This is a genomic window from Acinetobacter sp. Z1 (genome assembly GCF_024296945.1).
GTDB classification, from domain to species: Bacteria; Pseudomonadota; Gammaproteobacteria; order Pseudomonadales; family Moraxellaceae; genus Acinetobacter; species Acinetobacter beijerinckii.
In genome coordinates, this window is the sequence record NZ_CP101115.1 from 227,756 (window position 1) to 247,094 (window position 19,339).

At 37.2% G+C, this 19,339-nt stretch carries 13 protein-coding genes and 1 tRNA gene; 8 read left to right on the top strand and 6 right to left on the bottom strand.

Annotated features, from left to right (window positions below; genetic code table 11):
• The first annotated feature begins 721 nt into the window (after nucleotides 1-721).
• Complete coding sequence (locus NGC85_RS01050; RefSeq protein ID WP_169108965.1) at nucleotides 722-2,164, top strand: amino acid permease; 1,443 nt, start codon at nucleotides 722-724, stop codon at nucleotides 2,162-2,164.
• Nucleotides 2,165-2,231: 67 nt separating this feature from the next.
• Here the strand turns inward: NGC85_RS01050 and NGC85_RS01055 are convergent, their stop codons facing one another.
• Nucleotides 2,232-3,731, bottom strand: coding sequence for a PLP-dependent aminotransferase family protein (locus NGC85_RS01055; RefSeq protein WP_254804565.1), 1,500 nt, complete (start codon nucleotides 3,729-3,731; stop codon nucleotides 2,232-2,234).
• A gap of 154 nt (nucleotides 3,732-3,885) precedes the next feature.
• On the opposite strand from NGC85_RS01055, the gene gabT reads away from it, so the two are divergent.
• Both gabT and NGC85_RS01065 read left to right on the top strand, forming a co-directional pair.
• Nucleotides 3,886-5,178 (top strand): 4-aminobutyrate--2-oxoglutarate transaminase, encoded by a 1,293-nt coding sequence (gene gabT, locus NGC85_RS01060; protein WP_254804566.1) that lies wholly within the window; start codon nucleotides 3,886-3,888, stop codon nucleotides 5,176-5,178.
• Entirely contained in the window at nucleotides 5,175-6,623 is a 1,449-nt protein-coding gene (locus NGC85_RS01065) for an NAD-dependent succinate-semialdehyde dehydrogenase (protein WP_254804567.1), read from the top strand. The genes gabT and NGC85_RS01065 overlap by 4 nt, the downstream gene beginning before the upstream one ends.
• Before the next feature lie 73 nt (nucleotides 6,624-6,696).
• On the opposite strand, the gene NGC85_RS01070 is transcribed toward NGC85_RS01065, so the two are convergent.
• Both NGC85_RS01070 and ycaC read right to left on the bottom strand, forming a co-directional pair.
• Nucleotides 6,697-7,623, bottom strand: a complete 927-nt coding sequence (locus NGC85_RS01070; protein ID WP_254804568.1) for a LysR substrate-binding domain-containing protein — start codon at nucleotides 7,621-7,623, stop codon at nucleotides 6,697-6,699.
• A gap of 72 nt (nucleotides 7,624-7,695) precedes the next feature.
• Nucleotides 7,696-8,322 carry an isochorismate family cysteine hydrolase YcaC gene (ycaC, locus tag NGC85_RS01075; protein ID WP_254804569.1) on the bottom strand — a complete coding sequence of 209 codons (627 nt, stop codon included), beginning with the start codon at nucleotides 8,320-8,322 and terminating at the stop codon, nucleotides 7,696-7,698.
• A gap of 285 nt (nucleotides 8,323-8,607) precedes the next feature.
• Between ycaC and NGC85_RS01080 the strand changes: the two genes are divergently transcribed.
• The 3 genes from NGC85_RS01080 to NGC85_RS01090 all read left to right on the top strand — a co-directional run bounded on the left by NGC85_RS01080 (nucleotide 8,608) and on the right by NGC85_RS01090 (nucleotide 12,034).
• On the top strand, nucleotides 8,608-9,474 hold the full coding sequence (locus NGC85_RS01080) for a pirin family protein (protein WP_254804570.1): 867 nt from the start codon (nucleotides 8,608-8,610) through the stop codon (nucleotides 9,472-9,474).
• 431 nt (nucleotides 9,475-9,905) lie between these two features.
• A complete protein-coding gene (locus tag NGC85_RS01085; protein ID WP_005052408.1) occupies nucleotides 9,906-11,204 on the top strand; it encodes an FAD-dependent oxidoreductase in 1,299 nt (432 codons plus the stop codon).
• A gap of 2 nt (nucleotides 11,205-11,206) precedes the next feature.
• Nucleotides 11,207-12,034 (top strand): cyclopropane-fatty-acyl-phospholipid synthase family protein, encoded by an 828-nt coding sequence (locus tag NGC85_RS01090; RefSeq protein WP_254804571.1) that lies wholly within the window; start codon nucleotides 11,207-11,209, stop codon nucleotides 12,032-12,034.
• A gap of 49 nt (nucleotides 12,035-12,083) precedes the next feature.
• Here the strand turns inward: NGC85_RS01090 and NGC85_RS01095 are convergent.
• Together NGC85_RS01095 and fic are read right to left on the bottom strand one after the other, a co-directional pair.
• Nucleotides 12,084-12,159, bottom strand: a tRNA-Thr gene (locus tag NGC85_RS01095).
• Between the two features lie 530 nt (nucleotides 12,160-12,689).
• The gene (gene fic / locus NGC85_RS01100; RefSeq protein WP_005060096.1) at nucleotides 12,690-13,805 is read right to left on the bottom strand and encodes a protein adenylyltransferase Fic; all 1,116 of its coding nucleotides are present in this window, start codon (nucleotides 13,803-13,805) and stop codon (nucleotides 12,690-12,692) included.
• An 869-nt stretch (nucleotides 13,806-14,674) separates the two neighbouring features.
• Between fic and NGC85_RS01105 the strand changes: the two genes are divergently transcribed.
• Both NGC85_RS01105 and NGC85_RS01110 read left to right on the top strand, forming a co-directional pair.
• A complete protein-coding gene (locus tag NGC85_RS01105) occupies nucleotides 14,675-16,888 on the top strand; it encodes a hypothetical protein (RefSeq protein ID WP_254804572.1) in 2,214 nt (737 codons plus the stop codon).
• A gap of 309 nt (nucleotides 16,889-17,197) precedes the next feature.
• A complete protein-coding gene (locus tag NGC85_RS01110; RefSeq protein ID WP_005052401.1) occupies nucleotides 17,198-18,136 on the top strand; it encodes an inovirus-type Gp2 protein in 939 nt (312 codons plus the stop codon).
• A 61-nt stretch (nucleotides 18,137-18,197) separates the two neighbouring features.
• On the opposite strand, the gene NGC85_RS01115 is transcribed toward NGC85_RS01110, so the two are convergent.
• Nucleotides 18,198-19,310: a PD-(D/E)XK nuclease family protein gene (locus NGC85_RS01115; RefSeq protein WP_254804573.1), complete on the bottom strand. Its 1,113-nt coding sequence runs from the start codon at nucleotides 19,308-19,310 to the stop codon at nucleotides 18,198-18,200.
• Nucleotides 19,311-19,339 lie beyond the last annotated feature (29 nt).

Consider the following 19,339-nt stretch of genomic DNA (forward strand, 5'->3'; position numbering starts at 1 on the left):
TCTCCTATCAAAGTGATTATCTAGTGATAAGAATCATAGAAGTTATAAAGAAAATATTTCTGGATATAAAAAAGATAAAGTTAGATAATTTTAGATATTTTCATTTAAGTTATTTTTGTAAAGATAAATGTTAGAAGGAACTAAGAAAATGTAATCAACATTGATTAAAAGATATTTAACTTTACAAAAAATTAAAAATACTTTATAAGTATTTGAAATTTAATATTTATATTAAAATACATATGGATTTCCATTTTAATTGGTTGGTTTAGGCTATAAAAAAGCCCTGTCTTAAAATTAAGATGGGGCTTTTTTAATGATTTCTAGAAAAAAATTTGGATCAAAGTCAGCAAGAATATTTCAATGAATATGTAAAAAATAAATAATAGTTTTGTTTAAGTGATTGATTTGTATCTAATTAAAAAATAATAAATACAGGATTTTTAAATATGGAGTTTTCTTTTAAAAGTAAAGTTCTCCATTTTTGTGCATAATTTTTTCAATTGGCTCTCTCTTTTATTATAAAAATGGCTCTCGTTTCTTCAGAGCCAAAACGACAAATTAAAGCTATAGGAAGTATGCATACGGAAGCGTCGCTTGAGCTATATTTCTTTCATGATGAGAGATGGATTGAGTGACACAATTTTTAGGAGATATTCAAACAATATCGAGCATTTGAAGTCTTGAGTTGTTTATATCTTCATAGGTTAAGGAAAATGATATGGCAGCACATCAACATGGTTCTGAAGCCAATCTCTCCCAAAATTTAAAACATGGACTTCAATCACGCCATCTCACCATGATTTCAATTGCTGGTGTGATCGGTGGTTCTTTATTTGTCGGTTCAGGCAGTATTATTTACAACACAGGACCAGTGGTGTTTCTCACTTACGCTTTAGGTGGATTACTGGTTTGGTTCATTATGCGCATGTTAGGTGAAATGGCGGTTTTAAATCCTGACAGTGGTTCATTTTCAACTTATGCCGATCGTGCCATTGGTCGTTGGGCAGGTTTTTCCATCGGTTGGTTATATTGGTGTACCTTAGCGATGCTGATGGGATGGGAAGCCTATGTGGCTGGAAAAATTTTAAATAGCTGGTTTCCGTTTATACCAATCTGGGCCTATATGGTTCTAGTGATTGTTGGATTAGTCGCTGTAAATTTACAAAACGTAAAAAATTATGGTGAGTTTGAATTTTGGTTTGCACTTATCAAAGTGATTGCGATTGTGATATTCCTTGTGATCGGTAGTTTAGCCATTATGCACTTATGGCCATGGGGAGATGCATCTGCTTCTGGTGTCAGTAATTTAACTGCGCAAGGCTTTATGCCCAATGGTGCATCATCCGTGATTACGGCGTTACTTGGAGTCATGTTTGCTTATATCGGAGCGGAGATTGTCACCGTCGCGGCGGCAGAGTCTGAAAATCCTTCTAAAGAAATTCGTAAAGCCTCTAACTCAGTGGTGTGGCGAATTGTACTGTTTTACGTCGGTTCGATGTTTGTTGCGGTTTGTTTGATTCCACATAATAACGAATTATTAAAAGACTCAACTTGGGGAACCTATAGTGTGACCTTAAATGCACTGGGTATTCCAGAAGCGCGTCATATCGTGAACTTCGTGGTTTTAACTTCAGTATGTAGCTGTTTTAACTCAGCATTGTATACCTGTTCTCGTATGTTATTTTCATTGTCAAAACGCGGTGATGCACCGAAAAGTTTTGGCTCTGTAAATAGTAAGAGCAGCCCTTGGGTTGGGGTGATTGTGTCGTGCTTTTTCTCAGTGATTGCTGTGATTTTAACGGCTACGGAAAGTATGAATGTCTACGACTTTTTCATGTTAACTACAGGTGCAGCAACACTGTATGTGTATTTGACCATTGCATATTCTCAGCTGCGTATGCGTAAAAAGCTTGAAGCAGAAGGCACGCCGATTGAGTTTAAAATGTGGTTATTTCCTTATATAACTTATCTGGTGATCTTTGCGATCATCGGTGCAATTCTCACCATGTTGATTGAAGGTACTTATTTCAAAGAAGTCATCTACACTACAGCACTGTTTGGCATTATCGTATTCTTTGGTTTTGTCTCACAAAAATTGCGTTGGGGAGAAGAGCGTCGAGCGTCGCACTTAAACCAAATACATGAAGAAAAATTAGTTTAATTTTTGAAAATAAAAGAGCCTCTTTATTATAGAGGCTCTTTTATTTAAGATTTGGATTGATTGATGATTAATTGAGCGTGGGAACTTTCGCTTCTCGTAAGCATTGTAATAACACACCAAATGCCATCACCATATCTTTTTCATTGACACAAGCAAAGCCCATCAGCAAACCGCGTTGGGCATGTGCATGTGACTGCATATAGTATTGAGAAAGTGGGCGTACTTTGACGCCACGTTCCAGTGCAGTTGCTGCGATGGCAACATCATCACAATGATCTGGTAATTTTAAAACCAAATGTAAACCTGCAGCTTCATCGTATTCATGAATAAACTCAGACCCAAGATAACGTTGAATTAAACTAACCAAATAATCCCGACGTTTGCCATACAGTAAGCGCATGCGTCGAATATGCGCTTCGTAATGACCTTCACGAATAAATTCAGCGAGTGCTTTTTGCTCAAGCAAATGTCCACCACGATACAGTTCAGCGGCAACAATACGTAAAGGTGAGAACAGAGGTTTAGGTACAACTAAATAACCAATGCGTAAAGATGGATAAATCGTTTTGCTAAAAGTACCCATGTAGAGCACAGGCGCATTACTCTCTAAGCCTTGTAGTGAAGGATAAGGCTGACCTGAAAAACGAAATTCACTGTCATAATCATCTTCCACAATCCAGCTATTGTGCTGACGCGCGATTTGGATGAGTTGTCTACGTCGATCTAAACTTAAATGTGAACCCAATGGATATTGGTGAGATGGGGTCACAAAAATTAATTTAGGGGGCTGTTTTGGCTGTTGTTCAGGAATAATACCTTCCGCATCTACAGGCATGGGTTGAATGTGTACGCCATTAATTCGTAACGTATTCCGCATTCCCCAATAAGCAGGATCTTCAATCCAAATATGATCACCAATATCGCTGAGCGCGCGAGATACTAAATCAATCGCTTGATGAATCCCCTCAGTAATAATGATTTGGTCTGCATCACATTGTACTGAACGAGCAACACGTAAATAATCAGCCAAGGCACTGCGTAGTTCAATGCAGCCACCTGCATTGCTATAAATGAGTCGATTGACATCAGGTTCGCGACTTAAACGCGCTTGTATACGACTAAAAATATGATGAGGAAATTCGGTTACATCTGGTGCACCAGGCACAAAGGCTCCCCATTGATGCGGTGATGCAGCAGCATAACCCAATAAGTTTGAGCCGCGTTGTGATAGCACGTATGAGCTTTGAACTTTTGTCAGCTCAGGAGCTTTCTTTTTATTCTTGGTATTTAAGAAACTTTCAGGCAGTTTTTCTGCGACCCATGTGCCATGCCCTGTCCGCGCTTCTAAATAACCTTCTGCTTGTAATTGTTCATACGCCGTTAAAACGGTGTTTCGTGAGACGTGAATTTCGCTGGCCAAATCCCGCGAAGCAGGCAACCGTGTCATCGGTTGAACCACGCCGTCAATAATAGCAGCGCGTAAACAGCGGAAAAGGCGCTGATGCAGTTTTCCCTCAGTGTCCTGTTGGAGTCTTTGTAGCAAATGATCTCCAAGTAAACTACGCAATTGGCTCTCTCCCAGACTTTAAAAATGGCTCTCGTCACTTGCCTTCAGACGAGCGAAATTACAGCTATAGGCAGTCATTGTATCGCATCCTAAAAATCGACCCTTGGGATGTAAGACTAAAGCTGTAACTGATGATGAAATATGAGGGAATAAAATGGACACTCAACATTCTGCACTTAATGTTCGTAAACAGCAAGCAACCCCACGTGGCGTAGGTGTGATGTGTCAGTGGTATGCAGAAAAAGCCGAAAATGCAACCATTTGGGACAAGGAAGGCAAGCAATATATCGATTTTGCAGGTGGTATTGCAGTACTCAATACTGGGCATCGTCATCCGAAAGTGATCGCTGCGGTAACAGAGCAACTGACTAAATTTACCCATACCGCTTATCAAGTGACACCTTATGAAAGTTATGTGTCTTTAGCTGAACGTATTAATCAGCGTGCGCCAATTGAAGGTGCAGCAAAAACAGCATTTTTTACCACAGGTGCAGAAGCAGTTGAAAATGCAGTGAAGATTGCACGTTCATATACAGGTCGTCACGGCATCATTACTTTTGGTAACGGTTTCCATGGTCGTTCATTTATGACGATGGCAATGACAGGTAAAACTGCACCCTATAAACGTGATTTTGGTGTAATGCCAGCTGGCGTATTCCATGCTCGTTATCCAGTGCCAGAAAAAGGTATCTCGGTTGCAGCGGCGATTGATAGCGTTGAAGATATTTTTAGTGAAGATATTGCACCACATGACGTTGCGGCAATTGTACTTGAACCTGTACAAGGGGAAGGCGGTTTCAACGTTGTACCAGCCGAATTCTTAAAACGCTTACGTGCTTTGTGTGATAAGCACGGTATTTTATTGGTCGCTGATGAAGTGCAATCTGGTTTTGCGCGCACAGGCAAATTATTTGCCATGAATCATTATGAAACAAAAGCAGATTTGATCACGATGGCGAAAAGCTTAGGTGGAGGCTTCCCAATCTCAGGTGTAGTGGGACGTGCCGAAGTGATGGATGCACCAAACCCAGGCGGTTTGGGAGGTACTTATGCAGGTAGTCCAATCGCAGTTGCTGCTGCGCATGCTGTGATTGATGCAATTGAAGAAGAAAACTTGTGTGATCGTGCTAATGAGCTTGGTGCAGAGTTGGTCGCTGTTTTAAAAGAAATTCAAGAAACTTCAGGCGATGTTGTCACTCAAATTCGTGCTTTGGGTTCAATGGTTGCTGCCGAGCTAGAAACAGCTGAACAAGCAAAAGCAGTACAAAGTTATGCCATGGAACATGGTTTATTGATTCTCACTTGTGGTAAATACGGTAATGTCATTCGTTTCCTATATCCGTTAACCATTCCTGCTGAGCAATTCCGTCAAGGTCTCGATATTTTAAAACAAGGTTTTGCAGCATTAACAGCAGACAGTGCACAAGCAGTGGAGCAATCTGCATGATTCAAAACAATTTGCAGTATTTATTACAGCATCCCGATATTTCACTAGCTGCACCAGCCGCGCATAACGATATCGAAGTGAAAGATGCTGCGACAGGTGAAATACTGGCATGGGTGAAAAGTTATGACCGTGCTGGTGTTGAAGCAGCGATTCAGCGTTCAGCCCAAGCGCAAGCTACATGGAAAAAGCAAACTGCTTTAGTTCGTGCTGATGTGTTGTTTGCATGGTATCAATTGATGCTTGAGCATAAAGAAAATCTCGCACAGATTTTAACTGCTGAGCAAGGTAAACCATTGGCTGAAGCACGTGGTGAGATTGGTTATGCTGCTTCATTCATTCGTTGGTTTGCAGAACAGGCTCGTCGTATTGATGGTGAGGTATTAACGCCAACATTGCCAAACCAACGTTTGCTTGTGATTAAACAAGCGATCGGGGTAACAGCTGCAATTACGCCGTGGAATTTCCCTGCGGCGATGATCACACGCAAAGCTGCGCCAGCAATAGCTGCGGGTTGTTCGATGTTGGTCAAACCAGCAGAACAAACGCCTTTGACCGCGTATGCACTAGAAGTATTAGCTTTAAAAGCAGGTTTGCCTGCCGATATTTTGTTAAATATTAGCGGTGATGCGATTGAAGTCGGTAAAACGCTGTGCGAGAGCGATATTGTGCGCAAGCTGAGCTTTACAGGTTCAACCCAAGTGGGTCGCATTTTAATGCAGCAATGTGCGCCGACGATTAAGAAACTATCGCTCGAATTGGGTGGTAATGCACCTGTGTTGGTGTTTGATGATGCCAATCTCGATCAAGCCGTTCAGGGCATTATGGCGAGCAAATATCGCAATAGTGGTCAGACTTGCGTCTGTGCGAATCGAATTTATGTGCAAGATGGTATCTATGATGCTTTGGCAGATCGTTTAGTCGAAGCTGTGTCTAAGCTACAAGTCGGTGATGGTCGTCAGGAAACATCAACCCAAGGTCCATTGATTGATGAAGATGCAATTGCCAAAGTTCAGTCACATATTGCTGATGCGACTGCAAAAGGCGCGACAGTCCGTATTGGTGGTCAGCGTTCAGTGTTAGGTGGTACTTTCTTTGAACCAACAGTACTCACCAATGTTACTCAAGATATGAAAGTGTCAAAAGAGGAAACCTTTGGTCCACTTGCGCCGTTATTCCGTTTCAAAACTGAAGATGACGCAGTGGCAATGGCAAATGACACTGAATTTGGTTTGGCGGCGTATGTGTTTACTCAAAGCGCAGCTCGTCAATGGCGAGTGGGCGAGGCGCTTGAATACGGCATGGTTGGAATTAACACGGGAGCAATTTCAAATGAAGTTGCGCCATTCGGCGGTGTTAAACAATCAGGCTTAGGCCGTGAAGGCTCAAAGTTTGGTATCGATGAATATCTCGAAATGAAGTACTTGTGTATGGATTTATCTGAGTAAATCTTGGGTGGTTGAACACTCAAATCTGTTTAATAAAAAACGATCATGCCCATTCATGATCGTTTTTTATTTGTTAGGTCGGGCTATAGCCGTGATGGCTTTCAGGCAAACGTCTTAAATTTTCAATCAGCATTTCAAGCAATTTTTCAACCACTAGACGCTGTCCTTTGCGCGAGGCATAGACTAATTGCACTGTACCTCGATTAGACTTCCATTCGGGCAAAATATGGATCAGCTTTCCTTTTTCAATGTCAGCTTGAACCGTTAAATAGGGCAAATCTGCGATACCCAAACCATCACTGACAGCATAATAAACACCAGCCAAATCGTTGCTTCGTACTCGCGGCGAATAAGGCACATCGACCGTTTCATCATGATTGACACCACATAAATGCCATATATATTGGTTTTTTTGAATCCCTAAAGCTACACTTGGATAACCTGATAATTCAGAGTAGTGTGTGATTTGTTTACCCTGTAAAAGTTCAGGTGCAGCGACCAAACAATGTTCAGTTTGAATCACATCGCGTATGATTAAACTAGAGTCTTCGTTGGGTTCAAAACTGGTACGTATTGCAATATCAATATCATCATGTAACACGTCAACACGCCGACTGGTCAACTCCAAGGCAATTTCAACTTTAGGGTAAGTTTTTAAAAATTGATTTAATAATTTGCGAATTTGAAAATGCATCATCAACGGTGGACAGCTAACTTTGACTAAACCTTGCGGTTCGCTTTTCTGTTTGAGTAATACATTTTCTGCACATTCAACTTGAGCAATCACTTTACAACATTCGTCATAGAACTCTTGTCCCAGTTCAGTTACTTTAAAATGCCGTGTGGTTCGTTGGATGAGATTCACATTAAATTTATTTTCAAGCTCAATAATACGACGGCTCAATTTAGATTTACTGATATTTTCTGCTTCACTGGCAGCACTAAAACCACCGTGTTTCACCACGAGATAAAAATAATGAAAATCATCAAATGAGTTCATCAAGGCAGCTTTAGTCCTATATTCAGATGAAGATTAGAATAGCATTAACTTTTCTAATCTTCAGTGAACGATTTATTTTTGTGCAGTGTTTTGATTATAGCTATTGATCAGGTTGCGATAATCAGGAATATGATTTGAGAATAATGCACCCAAGCCTTCGATATCATTACGCCAGTCACGATGTAACTCACACGCCATACCAAACCACGTCATTAATTGAGCGCCTGCTTGAGACATGCGATCCCAAGCTGCATCACGGGTTAACGCATTAAATGTACCTGAGGCATCGGTAATGACAAAAACTTCAAATTCTTCTGCAAGTGCCGATAGTGCAGGAAAAGCAACGCAAACCTCTGTCACAACACCTGCAATAATCAATTGTTTTTTGCCTGTTGCTTTGACTGCTTTAACAAAGTCTTCATTGTCCCATGCATTGATTTGACCTGGACGCGCAATATAAGGTGCATCGGGGAACATTTCTTTAAGTTCAGGAACAAGTGGACCGTTTGGACCATTTTCAAAACTTGTTGTTAAGATTGTCGGTAAATTAAAATATTTCGCAGCATCTGCAAGCGCTAACACATTATTTTTAAATTTATCTGGGTCGATGTCGCGAACCAAAGAAAGCAATCCAGTTTGATGATCAACCAGTAAAACAGCGGCATTGTCTTTGTCTAAGCGAATGTAATTTTGAGCCATGAATATATCCTTGTGGTTTGTGGAAAAAATTTATTAATCGTTACTTCATGGGAAGTGTTATTTGAAATAATGCTAAAGAAAAAATTTAAAGGTCAGAAGTACAAAAAATGAGATAAACAATATTAAAAATAGGATGATAGCCAAATTATAGATATCAGTTGTATTAAAAATGCTTCATTGTCCTATATATAGAATAATGTGTTGCCAATCCATCTCTATAAGTGTTGCTTACCGAAGCGTAGAATAAGCTCAAGAAAAGAATTTCTACCGTAGAGGAGAAACAAAATGAAGAAAGTTGTTGGTGTGTACCAAAACAAACACATGCATTGGGTTGGCGATGGTTTTCCTGTTTATAACTTATTCTCTTATGATCGTTTAGGGCAAACAATTAGTCCATTTTTATTGTTGGATTATGCAGCACCTTATCGCTTTGAGCCAACCAATGCGCAACATGGCGTAGGAACACATCCACATCGTGGTTTTGAGACAGTTACAATTGCTTATCAAGGTGAAGTAACACACAAAGACTCAGCGGGTGGCGGTGGTACGATTAAAGCAGGTGATGTGCAATGGATGACTGCGGGTGGTGGTATTTTGCACCAAGAATTTCATTCGCCTGAGTTTGCTCATGATGGTGGTTTGTTTGAAATGGTTCAACTCTGGGTCAATTTGCCAGCGCATTCAAAAATGACGCCTGCAAAATATCAAGCAATTGAATCAACTCAAATTCAAAGCATTGACTTAGATGATGTTGGTAGTGAATTACGTGTGATTGCTGGTCAATATCAAGATACAGTGGGTGCAGCTACAACGTTTAGTCCAGTCAATGTTTGGGATGGCAAAATTGTGGCAGGTCAGGCCCACACATTTTATGTGACTGAAGGACATACCACATTATTGGTCGTGCTCTCTGGTGAGGTGATTTTGAATGATAACCAGCGGATAGAAGCTCCAAGTTTGGTGGTGTTAAGTCGTGAAGAAATTGACTTTAATGTTAAAGCCGAACAAGACAGTAAATTCCTGATTTTAACTGGTCAGCCTTTAAATGAACCAATCGAAGGTTATGGACCGTTTGTAATGAATAGCAAAGCTGAAATTGTTGAAGCAGTACATGATTTCAATAGTGGTAAGTTTGGTGTAGTGCAAGGCTAATTCATTAAAAATCATTTATTTATATAAGAAACCCCATAACTCCTTTAAAGTTATGGGGTTTCGCTGTAAGGTTCCTCTATTGATTTTTTTAATATTAGGTCACTTATTATTATACAGTTTATTATGTGACTCGGTTCTCATTGTTGTGTAATCAGAATAGCGCGATTTTTTTACTTTGCAAAGCCCTTAACACCCTAAAAATGAAAAAATATAGAATGTTCTGTATAGTATTGTTGGATTTACGATACTAAATATAATAATTTCATTGAGTTAAGCTAAAAAAACAAGTTGTGATAAAATGTAACAATAAATGAACAGGGGTGTTACGACAAAAGTCTGACTTAAATGCTGAATCTGGTATTTTTTAATACGGTGTTTGAGTTAACTATCAGTCATAATCAAGAAAAATCATCAACTGATGGGACATAATTTTGGATATTGCAATTATCGGCAGTGGAATGGCAGGACTTGCCTCAGCCAGAATCCTACATGATGCAGGACATAAAGTAACGATATTCGAAGCACTCGCTGGACGAGGCATGGATAGTCACAGTATCGATTTTGATGGTGGCATAATTGATGCACCTTTACGTGTGATGAATCCTAAACTTTGGAAAAACACGCTCAGTTTGGCCAGTTATTTAGGCATAGAAACTTTTCCAGTGCGTACCTTCATGGCATGCAGTTGGTTATTTGAAGATAAAACAGATACATGGTTAACTACATCGCGTAGTCGTATTGGTAATTTTCCGATTATTAACAATCGCAAAGGCATTCAACAATATGGTTGGCGTCTAGTCAAAGGGATGTTGCAACTCAAAACGGCTGTGCATCAATTCTTTAAATCAGACAATCAAGATATCACCTTGGCTGAATTTATGAATCAATATCATATTGAGGAAGTATTTTGGCATGGAACGGTGATGCCTGTACTCTATACGATTTGCACATGTCATCCTAAAACCATAGGTGAGTGGCCAGCAAAACCATTATTAGAATTTATTCGCCAGTTAACTGAAGGTGAAGCGCTACTTCGTATGAAAGGCGGTACACCAGCTTTAGTCAATCGTTTGATTGAAGGTATTGAAATTCATAGTGGCTCACCTGTTCAAAAAGTCGAAGAACAAGGCGATAAAATTTTAGTTGCCAATGAACAAGGTGAGAGTCAGTTGTTTGATCGAGTCGTGATAGCGACACCGACTCCTGCAATTGAAAATTTCTTGAAACAGCCTCAGTTCGCTGAAGATATTGCCTTGTTAAAGAAATTTAGATTTGAACAAGGTGATTTAGTCATTCATACCGATCCAATTGTGATGCCGCAACGCCGTAAAGATTGGGCGGTACTCAGTTATATGATGGATCGTAAATTCACACGACAACAGTTTACGGTGTGGATTAATGCTGTAGAACCTTCATTGGTCGGTAAAAATGCCGTATTCCAAACATGGTGTCCTGTAATTGATATTGATCCAAAGAAAATTATTTCTAAAGTTAACCTTACTCGGGCAGTGGTTGATATCGAAACTGTTGCGTTGAATAAGAAAATACAAGAACGACATTTGGAACAAAATCGTAAGGTGTTCTATTGTGGTTCATGGTCATGTGATGGTTTGCCAATTTTAGAATCAGCGGTAACTTCAGCCATGCACATCTCTGAAATTTTAGGAGCTTCAGTGCCATTTGTGGGACTTAAACCAAAAGTAAATGTCGCTCCTGAACTTGGTTATTAAAAATGCCTAACCCCAAGCAAGGATGGATTGAAAAAGTTTTCGGACATAAGTATGCAATTGATGCAACACGTCTCGGTGATGATTCTTTACTTGCTTGGAGTAATTTAGGATATTGGCAAGACCAACATCATGATTATCGTTTGGCTTGCCAAAGTCTTGCAGATCAAATTGCAATTTCAGCGCAATTAAAAAAAAATGATCGTGTTCTAGACATTGGATGTGGTCAAGGTGCCAGCTTATTACATTGGATAAATCACTATTCTATCGAACAACTCAGTGCGGTTGAATTACAACCGAATTGTGTAAAACGGATTCAAACACAATTACCTGAGATACATAGTTATTGCGAATCTTTTTTAAATTTAAAAGCACTGAAACTTTTAAATTCATTTGATGCAGTACTATGTGTTGATGCGGCATATCACAGTGATTTAAATTCATTTCTCAGTTCAGTATCTCCAGTTTTGAATTCAAAAGGTCATTTGACCTTTCATTATTTAATGTGGTCAGATACTTGGCAAGATTGTTCAAAGTTTAAAAAACAACAATACCGTTATTTGCTCAAAAGTGCTGATGTGAATTGGCAAAATTTAATGAATGAGCAACAACTGACGCGAACCCTATCGGAACAAGGATATGCTGAGGTTGAAATTCAAGATTTTTCCGAACCTGTTTTAAATGGTTTTGCGACATATATTGAAAACAGAACAATTGAGCAGAAACGTTTTGACTTGCCGCAAATAAAAATCGAAATGACAGCGAAGCTATGCCGAAAACTCTACCAAGATGGTTTAGTTCGTTATATTCAAATTAGTGCAGTGAAAAACTAGGCAATAAAAAAGGCTTAAACCTGAAAGTTTAAACCTTTTTTGAATTTGATGGTGCCGGCACACGGATTCGAACTGTGGACCTACTGATTACAAGTCAGTTGCTCTACCAACTGAGCTATGCCGGCAACGTGGCGAGAATTTTACAGAATCTAATTTAAAAAACAAGCGAAAAAGTGAGCAAATAGATAATTTCAATTTGATTGTTGATTTTTTATCAATTCTACTCGAATTGATCGTAGTAAATTCCAATCAATCAATGTTTTTAAATAGCCTTCAACTTAAAGTTTGAAGCTAATTTTATCGAAATTGGGGAGTAAAAAATAAGGGTAAATTATTTTACCCCCAACTACTTCAGGATCCAATAGGGTCAATTGGAAAACATAAGGCAATAAAAAAAGCCTAAACCCTTTAGATTTAAGCTTTTAGGACTCTATGAGATATCATAGAAAGTATATTTGGCGAGAGAGGGAGTAAACTTTTTAATTTAAGTGTATGATAATTAATTAAAATTAGAAAACATTTTTTATGTTTTACCCCCAGTTATACCCCCAGCTGTATGAGGGTACTTCTTTAGCTATATAGCTATTGTTCTTACTATAACATGGAAGCCTTGATTCATTTTACTGCTATTAAGATAAAACATCAGAGGTTTCGCTTATTGATCACTGTAAAGGCTAAACTGGTTTTCATCACTCGTTAGCAGATGCAACAACTTTGGATGTAGAAATAATTTTTCTTTGCCGACAGCGATTTCTTCCAGTACCCCTAACTCAACTAATTTTTTTAGATAGGTGGATGCAGCCTGTCTTTTAGCTATGTCTTTTTCGACTAGGTTAGAAATACGGCAATAGGGTTGTTCAAAAATCACATCGACCAATTCTCTTGAGTAAATCTTTTCAGCATGGTTTTTAATGTATTCGATGCTATGTTCATGCAAGTTTCGGATTGCTTTGATTTTGGCGATTGTCCACTCACTACTATTCTTCACTGCTTGTAGCATGAATAAAATCCATTCTTGCCAATTTTCTTGTGTAGTCACACTTAATAGCAGTTCGTAGTATTTAGCTTTATTTTGAATGATAAAACGACTCAGATAAAGAATAGGCAAAGTCAGTAGTTGTTGATCCATCAAATACAGAATATTAAGAATCCGCCCTGTACGTCCATTACCGTCAACAAAAGGGTGAATCGCTTCAAATTGGTAATGAGCCACTGCCATCTTGATTAACGGATCTATGTCTTCATTGTAATGTAGGAACTGATCTAAGTTGGATAATAAGTTACGGATCGTTTCCTGCCTATCAGGTGGTGTGTAGATGACTGCTCCTGTATAGCTATTTTTTAACGCTGTGCCTGTAGTTGCACGGATATCCAAATCCACACCTTTAATCGTCTGACATATCCCGATAGCGGTACGTGTATTTAAAGGGCGTTCCTGAATGGACTGTACGCCTTGATATAGTGCTGTTCTGTATCTTAGAGCTTCTTTAGTGGCATGATCTGCTTGATCGTCAGGGCCTTGTGCATGTTGGAATAGCTTATCTGTTGTGGTGATAATATTCTCAATTTCAGAACTGTCCTTTGCCTCTAACAATGGGATGATATTAATTAGGATTGTTTGATTCGGAATGAGTTCACCTGCCTGCTTTAATTCAGCCAAGGCTGCTCTAGCTTCAATACATAACTTGAGTACTGTCTTGGTCTCTACATCCTGTTCTGGCGGTAAAGGGGGCAGATCGTTATACGGTTCAGTTGCTTGCCATTGGGTCATCGTATTTCTTCCATTATTTATTGTTATGTCGATGCGAATTGAAAAAATCGACATGAGAATAAGTTATGTCGATAGCATAAACATGAATAGGGCGTCATGTCGATAAAAATAAAAAACATCGACATAAGAGTTAGGATGTGTCGATGTTCTAAGTGTGATTAGGATGCTAGGTGTAAATGAATTGCTGTTTATTATTAGCTCTATGAGGCAAGCCTTGTCAGGAGGTTTATTTTCCTGAAAATCGTTTAAGGAGCAATGGGAGGATCAGTGTCTCTGCTGTTGTGAAATAGTAAAATGACATACCAAAAAACCAATAAAACGGCTAAATATTAATCTGTAAAAGTGAGGTGTTGTTATAGGGTCTTTCTTTCAATACATTTTTTAATTTTATAAACATACATGTAAAATAACTAATCATTAAAATTTAAATAAGAAATTCTTATAAATGTTCTTTGTATACCCAATAAAGTCTTAAGCTATTTAGTTAGCTCAAAATCTCTATTGTACAGAAAACATTGCTTTGAGTACTTGTCTAGATAATTTTAATTCGTGAATAAATTAATATAAAAAATTAAAGTAAAAAGAAAGTAATTTTTCTTGATTGAGAAAGGTTATCTGTCTTTCATGCACCATATTTTTTAATGACATATTTTTTATATCTTTGACTCATAATTTTTATTCAAGTGGGATATTTTCAGTTCGTGTAGATGAAATAGTAAAAATTGATTGAAAATTGATCTATATTTGGTTTTGATTTATATTTAATAAAAGCTTAATTAATAGATTTAAGTACTTAATTAATAATTTTGATATCATGAATAATAGTTTTTATTTATAATTTATACACTATAAAATATATGGCTCTTGATATGATTTTAGATAAAAATAAAATTATTAGCGATTATTCTTTTTTTTCATTATTGAGATATAAATATAATACACATCTTGTGGGTGTGCGGGAAAGTTTATGGGAGCAGTACTCGCTTCCGCTTGAACAGATAAAATTTATAGAAAAAATTCGAGAGATAGAAAAATTTTACGATCTTAGGTTGGAATATTGGGTTGGTAGAAATGGATGGGTTGATGCATTTAAGTCATTTTCCTCCGATGAGAAAAATGTGATAAATCACTTTTTTTGTCGGCAAAACAACCTTGTTGATTCAATTCGATATGACGGTTATGAATTTCTGAGAGAATATTTTAAAAAGTATCGAATTTATCAGGATGGTAATTTTTCTTTAGAGCATCTTCCTGATTTTTTGCAATCATCATTTTCTATGGAAATGAATAACAGCTTTAATCATGCTGGGAAAACAAGGGAAAATATAGTAATCCTGAATATCGAAAAAGCTTATCTAGAGATGGAAAAATTGTTTCATCGCTATGCTCTGCTGGAAGTGTTGAACATAGAAATTCATTTCCCGAATGATCATCGTGGGGAGGAAGGTTATGATCGATTCATCAATAATATTAAACCTATTCTGGAAAGAGTTCAGTTAAGCTTGCATGATGATCAGCGATTGGTAAAAGGGTTTTTTAAGCTTGAAGATGATGGGCGATATGGTCTGAATTATAGCTGCATTTTGGTCTATCCTAAGGAAGCTGGCATAACAAAACAAGTTATAGAAAATCAATTAAAACCAGTGATCGCCAATACCCTTGCAGAAATGCATGATAGGAGTATACCTATAGATTCTGTGGCTGGTATGAAAACATCAGGTACAATCGATACTCTAGAAAAATTACAAGCTTTTTGCCATTGGCACGTAGGATACTATTACTTATATGATTTCTATATTGGTTTAAATCCTATTGTTCAGGATCAGTATGCTTTAAAGATTAATCACATACATAGTCATGAATGGAATATTGATCTTCAATTTATAGGGAGCAATATAGATCAAGAACAATTGATTCAATATCATGCTCTACAAAATTATAGTAGCGATTCCAAAGCAGTTTGGAAAGTCGAGCATTTACCAGAAGCCTTAATACAAAAGCATCAATATCTTAATGTCTTTGTTAATGAGATCAATATCCCAAATTTTGATTTAGATGCTAAGCGTGTTTTGCAGTATTTGGAAATTTTTATCGATTCACTTAAGCACTCTAATGAACCCTTTTTTAGATTTGATGTCGCAGCAACGACGAAAAAGAAAAATCAAATAAGAGTGACCCGTTTAGGTAATCAACTTTTATTTTTATATAAATACTTTAAACAAAAGACTGTTTCTATTGGAAGTATAGATTTTTATAACAACATGCGAGGCGGGGTGTTGAATCAACTTTTCTACAGTGATTTATGGAATACGATTCTCATCACTAAAAATATAGTTGGTCAAGACGAAGCTCATAGTATTTTACTTAATTTGAAAAAATTGGCATTTTTTAATGACATTCTGAAAAAAAGTGTTTTTAGAGATGAAAAGGGAGTATTTTCTGTTCGAACAATAGCGTATGGTCCAAGTGATCAAATCCTGAAAAACACTTCTCCAACCGTAGATAAGAATATTTCATACTTTATCAACCAGACTTTAAATACGCAGAAGTATGTAAAGAACCTATTTAAAGAAGACAGTTTTATCACTCGTGCTCAGTTTTATTGTACGACCATAACTAATTTAGATTTTTTCTCTAAAAACCTCACTGATTTCTTACGAATCTATCGTTCGAAGGCTATTTTAAAAGGCTTGAAAGGATATTTCTTGGTTTGGTTGCTAGATAGTGATGGGTTGCCAGTTGTAGATGTAATTTTTATCTTGCAATACCATAAAAGTTATGGGGGTAAAGATTTCATCTTCCAGCTAGATAACCAGTGGAAAGAATTTATTGAAAATAAATTACAAAAACTACAGTGGCATATTCAAGATGCTAATCCTTGTGTTAAACAGGATGCGGTCTTATCTCTTGCAACATCTTCGTTAACGCAATATTTCGTTGCAGTGGAGGCATCTGATCACAGACTCAAGCAAGATATTTATCATAATATTGTCCCTTATTTTACCTTTAGGCATTATTTTCTTGCATCTAACATTCAAAAGAAAAAGTTGTTTTCTAAAGGTTCAGTAATCAAGTCAAAGTAGCTGAGAGATACGTAACTCTAGCTTACTGGATAATTTCCAATTTTGTCTTAGCTAAGGTGGATTCGGTGATGGGGCTGCCGCCACGACATCGTGGGTCTATGTGCTCAAATGAACAGGTTATTAATATTATGAAATGAACATATCACTAATCTAATATTCATTTATAAGTCTATATATATCCTTAGTATATATCTAAGATTATTTATATTAATCAATAGACTAGAATTATATCTTTATTCATATAAATCTGACATAAGTAAATTATCACACGAGTCTATTTACTATGATTCAATTGTCGTAGTGAAGTTCATGATAAATTTCGATAAAGTACCACTCAATCCATCTAGTGTATTAACAGCTATTGATCATTTAGTGCATCAGGTCTATAACGATCAGATTGATAATGAGGACTTAAAGTATGCTTTGGCTGATTTAGTACCAGCATTTAAAGTGTTAAATCAGAATAATTTAAGCTATGTACCAAGTATTCAAGGCTTTATGAATGTCATTGCTAAAATAGATACAATCCTAATGCCTCAGTCCTATGATCAGATTATTCATTTCAACCATGAGGATATTTCATACCTCAAGATCATGTTTTATGAGAGTCTACAAGATATGCAGGATTTCATGACACGCCATCAAAATCAAGAAAAAAGAAATCAGAAACGTATACAGCAATACCTAACAGATTTAACTGAGCACTATTCCAAGCTATTGTTTGTTCGTGTTGATTTGGGCTATTTAAAAGAACAGCAGTATCAAGTTGATGTCAGTGTCTTTCAGCAACACATGGATACCTTTAGACAGCGTTTAGCCAATCAGGACGGGTGTTTTAGTGACCTACAAGGTTATGCATGGGCACTGGAAGAAGGTGCTACCAAAGGTCTACATGCACATATTCTATTGATCTATGATGGGCATAAACATCAACAAGGTTTTGGTTTAGCTAAGTTGATTGGTGATGCTTGGTTGGAAATCACAGGGAGTACAGGCATGTACTTTAATTGCCATGATACTGAATACATTAAGAAGTTTGAGCGAGAGGGCACACTGGGTATTGGTATGATTCATCGTAACAATCCTCAGCAGGTTGCTAATGCAATTAATGCAGCTAAGTACTTGGTCAATCCTGAAAAGGAATTTCAGTATTTGAGGTCTAAAATACCTGGTATGCGGACGTTTGGTGTTGCTCAGTATGAGAAAGGGAATCGTCGTTTATTAATGAGGAAAAGAAGTCATGTGTGAAGAAATGACTTCTCTTAATTGATACTTACAATTTAGCTTTTACATGAAAGATAGTGTAAGTTCACACTATTTCTTGCATGATACGATTGTGTATTTTACTAATTTCCTTAGCAAATTTTTCCACATTTAGATTTTTAGTAGGGTGTTGATAGAGAGTAACTTCATTACGCTCATTAAGCATAATATTTTTAAATCCCTTATCTTTTAGCATATTTATAACATCATCAGAAGCTACCTGATATTCTGGTGATCGTTTCCAGAATTCTATAACTACATAAGCATCTTTCAAGTACCATTCAATTGAAAGGTAAATATAGTACCGAATACCTTTGGTTTTAATTGGAATAGAAATACTGTAGGCCCCTAACCACCGCCAATAATCACTTTTATATAACTTCAAATTGCTACTTGGAAAAAGATTTCCAGCTATTGTTGCATCTAAATGCTCAATTGTTTCTATAAGCATTTTTTTTGCATGTTGGCGGATTACTTCTCGTTGGGAATCTAATGTTTCCAAAATTTCATAATTATCTACGCAAAACTCTAGGAGATTTTGTTCTTCTGTGCTGACGGATTTTTTATTCATACTTTCCATAGCTGTAATATAGTCCAAAATAAAGGTAGAGTAATAATTATCTTGCAGCAGAGTATTCTCATTTTTATGCATGAGTGAGACAAGGGCCTTTCCAAAATCTGAATGACTAACAAACATGAAAGGTTTTGGTAAATTTTTAGGAAGGTGATTCCCCATTAATATGTAAAGCCTTTGGTCGGGGTTGATATGCCTGAAGTCTTTAATACACTGTCTTACATATAAATCAAAAGGGTTATTTAAAGAGTGAGCTATTTTGTTCTCGATAATAATTAGTTGATCTTGCATCTCAACAACGATATCGATTCGTCCTTTGTTCCCATCGCAAGGATACTCAGTACTGACTTTTAGGCTTTTGGGTATACGTTTATTTTTTATTTTTGCAGCTCGTATTAACGCTAATAGCCCCAAGTTTCCTAGTCCATGATTAGCCTCGCTATCTAATAAATAAGCTAAGACTTTGGAGCTAACGGACTCAATACGATGTAAATCAATTATTTCTAAAAAAGTTTTTTGGCGGGGGCTTGGAAATTTTAAGGAAGCTAATGCTTCCTTAAATTTTTGAAGGTTTAAATCACTCATCTAATACATTCACTATTGGATAATTAATC

Excerpts from the sequence above, each read along its gene's own strand:
- NGC85_RS01050 (WP_169108965.1), top strand. The coding sequence starts at position 722 with ATGGCAGCACATCAACATGGTTCTGAAGCCAATCTCTCCCAAAATTTA.
- gabT (WP_254804566.1), top strand. The coding sequence starts at position 3,886 with ATGGACACTCAACATTCTGCACTTAATGTTCGTAAACAGCAAGCAACC.
- NGC85_RS01065 (WP_254804567.1), top strand. The coding sequence starts at position 5,175 with ATGATTCAAAACAATTTGCAGTATTTATTACAGCATCCCGATATTTCA.
- NGC85_RS01070 (WP_254804568.1), bottom strand. The coding sequence starts at position 7,623 with ATGAACTCATTTGATGATTTTCATTATTTTTATCTCGTGGTGAAACAC.
- ycaC (WP_254804569.1), bottom strand. The coding sequence starts at position 8,322 with ATGGCTCAAAATTACATTCGCTTAGACAAAGACAATGCCGCTGTTTTA.
- NGC85_RS01080 (WP_254804570.1), top strand. The coding sequence starts at position 8,608 with ATGAAGAAAGTTGTTGGTGTGTACCAAAACAAACACATGCATTGGGTT.
- NGC85_RS01090 (WP_254804571.1), top strand. The coding sequence starts at position 11,207 with ATGCCTAACCCCAAGCAAGGATGGATTGAAAAAGTTTTCGGACATAAG.
- fic (WP_005060096.1), bottom strand. The coding sequence starts at position 13,805 with ATGACCCAATGGCAAGCAACTGAACCGTATAACGATCTGCCCCCTTTA.
- NGC85_RS01105 (WP_254804572.1), top strand. The coding sequence starts at position 14,675 with ATGATTTTAGATAAAAATAAAATTATTAGCGATTATTCTTTTTTTTCA.
- NGC85_RS01110 (WP_005052401.1), top strand. The coding sequence starts at position 17,198 with ATGATAAATTTCGATAAAGTACCACTCAATCCATCTAGTGTATTAACA.
- NGC85_RS01115 (WP_254804573.1), bottom strand. The coding sequence starts at position 19,310 with ATGAGTGATTTAAACCTTCAAAAATTTAAGGAAGCATTAGCTTCCTTA.